Annotated in this window: 5 protein-coding genes and 1 pseudogene; all 6 read right to left on the reverse strand. The window is 72.7% G+C overall.

Features of this window, described 5'->3' with window-relative positions; translation table 11 throughout:
- On the reverse strand, positions 1-2,142 hold a 2,142-nt coding region (locus tag D7V93_RS37990), incomplete at its 3' end, for a GAF domain-containing protein (protein WP_158623951.1).
- A gap of 447 nt (positions 2,143-2,589) precedes the next feature.
- Positions 2,590-3,525, reverse strand: a complete 936-nt coding sequence (locus tag D7V93_RS37995) for an aldo/keto reductase (RefSeq protein WP_120647975.1) — start codon at positions 3,523-3,525, stop codon at positions 2,590-2,592.
- Between the two features lie 28 nt (positions 3,526-3,553).
- Positions 3,554-3,829, reverse strand: coding sequence for a DUF5985 family protein (locus D7V93_RS38000; RefSeq protein ID WP_120647976.1), 276 nt, complete (start codon positions 3,827-3,829; stop codon positions 3,554-3,556).
- Positions 3,830-3,842: 13 nt separating this feature from the next.
- A complete protein-coding gene (locus tag D7V93_RS38005) occupies positions 3,843-4,100 on the reverse strand; it encodes a DUF5985 family protein (RefSeq protein ID WP_120647977.1) in 258 nt (85 codons plus the stop codon).
- Complete coding sequence (locus D7V93_RS38010) at positions 4,093-4,500, reverse strand: hypothetical protein (protein WP_120647978.1); 408 nt, start codon at positions 4,498-4,500, stop codon at positions 4,093-4,095. Before D7V93_RS38010 ends, D7V93_RS38005 begins: the two co-directional genes overlap by 8 nt.
- A gap of 128 nt (positions 4,501-4,628) precedes the next feature.
- Positions 4,629-4,850 (reverse strand): annotated as a pseudogene (locus D7V93_RS47880) (hypothetical protein); the annotation flags it as partial.

The following is a 4,850-nucleotide window of genomic DNA, read 5'->3' on the forward strand; positions in this document are numbered from 1 at the left end:
CTCCAGCCCCCGGCCAATCAGGTTGTGCTGGAGGATGAGGCTGGTGAGCGGCGTCTTCAGTTCGTGGCTCGCCACGGAGAGGAATTCGTCGCGCAGGCGCACCGCGGACTGCGCGTCGTGGTAGAGCCGCGCGTTCTCCAGCGCCACGCTCACGCGCAGCGCCAGCTCCTCCGCCATCGTCACGTCCGCGGCCACCAGCGTGCGCTGGGCCCCGGCGGTGAACAGCGTGATGACGCCCAGCGTGCGCCCCCGGGTGCGCAGCGGCACGGACAGCACCGACGTGGGCGCGAGGCTGTCCACCAGGTCCCGGTGCTCCTCGCTCGTGGACACCCCGTCGCAGCGCGGGGAGTCCAGGCGCGAGACGAAACAGACCTGGCCCGACGCGAAGCACCGGAGCGCGGGGTGCGCCGGCCCCCGGCCCTGCTCCGACAGGGAGGCCCTCATCCGCGCTTCGAGCGCGGGCACGCGGTGCGCCGCCGTCACCCGCCGCAGGGTGCCGTCCGGCTCCGCCAGGTCCACCAGACAGCCGGTGGCCACGTGGTTCGCCACCAGCGTCGCCACCTCCGGCAGCGCCTGCTCCACGTCGTCCAGGCGCAGCGCCAGCACGCGGCTCGCGTCCAGGAGCAGCTGCAGCCGCTCCTCCGCCTCCTTGCGCCGCGTGATGTCCGCCAGCGCGCCCGTGATGAAGGCCGCCTTCCCGTCCGGCCCGACCAGGGACTGCCCCACGCTGTGCACCCAGCGGAGGCCGCCATCGCGGCGCACCAGGCGGAACTCCAGCTCGAAGAGGGCGGGGGCCTCGTTCTGGTGCCGGAGGAACTCCGGTCCCAGCGCGGCCAGGTCGTCCGGGTGCACGTACTGGAGGAGGTCACCCATGTCGTGCATGGAGTCCACCGCCGGCAGCCCCAGCAGGTGGTTGAGCGCCGCGTCCCGCACCTCCTGCCCGCGGCGCAGGTCCAGCCGCCACGTGCCGACGTCGCCCGTCACCAGCGCCTGGCGCAGCCGCTCCGTGCGCTCGCGCAGCGCTTCGTAGAGCGCGGCCCGCTCCAGCGCCTGCGCGCACTGGTGCGCCAGCGCCTCCAGGAACGCGCGCTCCGAGGCCGGAAAGGTGCGCGCCTCCGGCCACGCGAGCAGCAGCACCCCCTGCACCCGCGTCTCGCCCCACAGCGGCACCACCGCGCGGGCGCCCGGCCCCAGGCCGCGCGCGAACTCCGCGTCCTGGGGATGCTGGGCGATGAAGTCCTCCAGCGAGGCGAACCACCACGCCTCGCGCCGGCTGTCATGGCGCGCCTTCGCGAGAGGCCCCTCGCCCGGACGCTGGGCGAAGTGGTCCTGCGCATCGTCGGGGTAGCCCAGGAGGCGCAGGGGCCTGAGGCGGCCGTCCTCCTCCAGCGCCAGCACCGCGAGGCGCGTGGCGCCGCTGGCCTCCCACACCTCGCGCGCCAGCACCTGCGCCACCGCGTCCTCGGTGGCCGCGCGGGACAGCGCCGCCGTCACCGCCTGGAGCCGCGCCGTGCGCGCCTGGGCCTGACGGGCCTCGCCGTACAGCAGGGCATTGTCCAGGGACAGCGCGGCGCGCCGGGCCAGCTCGCGCGCCAGCTCCAGCTCGCGCGCGCCGTAGCGGCGCTCCGACGTGCCGGAGATCAATGACAGACACCCCAGCACCCGTCCCCGCGCCTCCAGCGGAACCAGCATCACGGAGCGACAACCCAGACGCTGGGATTCGGCGAGCACCCGGTCGCCCCCGGCCACGGCCGCCTCGAGCTGGGACTCGGGCACGTCGGACAGCAGGAACGGCTGGCCGGTGCCCAGCACGCGGCCCACGCCCCGGGGCCCGTTCACCACCGCGGGCCAGCGCTCCGCGAGCGCGTACACCTCACGCACCCGCGCGGGCTCCCTGTGCGCCGCCGCCCGGCGCACCACCGTGCCCGCCGCGGTGATGAGATCCACCGCGCACCAGTCCGCCAGGCCCGGCACCACCAGGTCCGCCAGCTGGCGCAGCACCGTGGGCTCATCCAACGATGACGCCAGCACCTCGCCCGCGCGGGCCAGGAAGGCGAAGCGGCCCTCCTCCACGCGCGGGGACGAAGGGGCGGGCATCGGGGTCGGAGCGTCCGGCTCCGGCGCGTCCACGGTCAGGCTCACGAACGGAGGACTCACCTCCCGGGTACGGCCTTCAGGCGAAACATTCTCCGCCGCTCCGCTCGCGTGCAGGACGGTCACCTCCATCACGTTCGAGGTGCCTCCCTTCAGTCCAAAGGTGAGCCCGGACGCAGGCTCTGCCGCCGTGCCCGACAGGTCCCCTTCCGCCAGCCGCGGTTCGTTCGTCGCCCCCTGGGGCTCCAGGGACGGCGGCCGAGGCTCACCGGAAGGCTCGGAGGCAGGCTCGTGGGAGGGTTCGGGCATGGGAGGGGTAGGCCATGGCGCCACAGGGGCAGCGCCGCTGCACCAGACAGACGCTCGGATAATGACGACCCCGGACCCCCACAAGGCGCCACGGCCCCCGGATTCGGGGCGAGTGTCCGCCAGCCAACCCGTCAGCGATTGCCCGCTCGCACGCGGCGGATCAGCTCACGGGCCCATCCAAGGGACTCAAGGCGCGGGGTTCCACCACACGGGGCCCTTGCCCTGGATGGCCGCGTGCGCCCGCGCGCGCACCGTCTGGAGCGCGGCCGCGTCCAGGGGACGGAAGGCGGCGGCCGCTTGCAGCGCGGCGTCCTGTTCATTGGGGAAGCCCAGGCCCAGCAGCATCACGTCCGGATCCAACGTGAGCGTGTAGTGCACGCACTCCGCCACGGACAGGTGCGGCAGCACCGGCGTGTCCCGCGACTCGCCGCCGGAGGACACCTTGCCGCGCGGGCGCGCCTGGAGCGGCCGGCCGTAGCCCTCCGTGTCCCCCAGCAGCTTGCCCGCGCCGAACGTCTTGAAGGACACCACGCCCACGCCCCGCTCGCGCGCCAGGGGCAGCACCGCTTCCACGTAGCGCGCGTCCACGAAGGGCCCCAGCGGGAACATCACCACGTCACACCGCCCGGAGCGCACCGCCGCCAGCAGCGCCTCCGGGTGGTGGCAGGAGATGCCCCGGAAGCGCGCCTGGCCCTTCGCCACGCACGCCTCCAGTTGCTCCAGCGCCCCACCCGGCCGGGCCAGCTCCTCCCACTGTTGCAACGACTTCACCGCGTGCAGCGCGAACAGGTCCACCGAGGGCAGGCCCAGCCTCGCGAGGCTCGCCTCCACCTGCGGCGCCACCGGCGCGTCCAGCACGTCCACCTTGTCGATGACGAACACGCCCTCGCGCCGGCCACGCAGGGCCTCGCCCACGACCTCCTCGCTCAGGCCGTCCTCGTACCCGGGCGCGGTGTCGATGACGTTGAGCCCCGCGTCCAGCGCGCGGCGCAGCGTGGCCACCAATTGCTCGCGCGGCACCGTGCGGTCCGCCACGTCACCAATGCCCACCGCCGTCGCGGTGAAGCCCGTGCGCCCCAGCGCGCGGCGCGGGGTGAAGCGGGGAAGCGATGCGTCCACCATGGCTGGCTCCTCCAGGGCAGACAGCTTCTCACCCGGCGCTTCGCCCCGCCCGGTTCTTGTCCCAGATGGCTCCCAGGATGAGCAGGTAGGCGAACAGCCGGACGACGTACAGGTAGTGCCGGCGCTCCTCGTCCAGGCTGGGGCCCACCAGCAGGCCGAACAGGTTGTTGAGCCCCATCAACGCGAACGCCAGCGCGAACAGCGCGAACAGCCGGTCCCTGGACTGGCGGTGGAAGCGCAGGAAGAACAGGGCGCACGCGAGGTACGCCATCATCACCGCGCCATCGAGCAGGATCTTGAGCATGGCGTGCCGTCCCTCAGGACACGTCCCAGATGAGGCCGAAGAGCAACACGCCGCTGGCCAGCAGCGACGTGCAGGTGCGCGCCAGCGACAGGTCCTGCTCGGGAATGAGCACCAGGTCCACGAAGAGCATCACGTTGTTGAGGGTCAGGATGGAGAAGCACAGGCCGCTGTAGAGCAGCAGCTTCACCCGCGTGCGCCGCCACGCACGCAGCAGCAGCAGCGCGCACGCCACGCTCGTCAACGCGCACAGGATGTAGACCGCCTCAGCCATGGCCCTTGCCATCCTTGCCCGGCTTCAACACGAATGCGTCCGCGAAGCCCCGCACCCGGTCCAGGGGACGGGAGAAGATGAACGAAATCACACTCACGCGCCGCCCCGCGTAGGTGGCCGCCAGCTCCGCGGCCGACTTCACGTCGTCGGTCTGGGTGGGGCTGAAGCGGAAGGCTTCACCCGGGCTCCCATCCTGCACGAGCAGCCCTCCAGCCTTGAGCTCCGCCAGGCGGCGGGCCGCGGATGCTTCGGTGATGCGCAGCTCCAGGGCCACCGCCGACGCCGTCCACACCCGGTCCGTCCGGGCCCGAAGCAGGAGGAGGACCTCCAGCTTCTCGATGGAATCGATGTGCGTCGTGATGAAGCGCTGGACCCGGGGTGCGAGGTCGGCGTCAGTCACGCCTCCACCTATGGACCCAGATACTTTGTGAATCAACCTTTTCCATCACAGCGGCTGTTCACAGTCTCACACGAGCCCGTTGCTTCGCCTGGGCAGGGGGCAGCACGCCCTGCGCCTCCTGATTCCGCCTAGTTGCGCACGCGAGGAGGCGGGGCCCGCACCCGGACGTCCATGCGGGCCTCGCCGGCCACCATGCTGCTGATGGCCACGGGCTGCTGCGGCGACACGCGGGCCACGGCGCGCAGGGCGGCCACCAGGATGAGGGCCTCCAGGCTGGAGGGGACGCTCACGCCGTGGGGGCCGGACTTCAGGGGCAGGGGCTGTCTCTTATACACCTCTGACGCTGCCGA

It is taken from the genome of Corallococcus llansteffanensis, assembly GCF_003612055.1.
Lineage (GTDB): Bacteria > Myxococcota > Myxococcia > Myxococcales > Myxococcaceae > Corallococcus > Corallococcus llansteffanensis.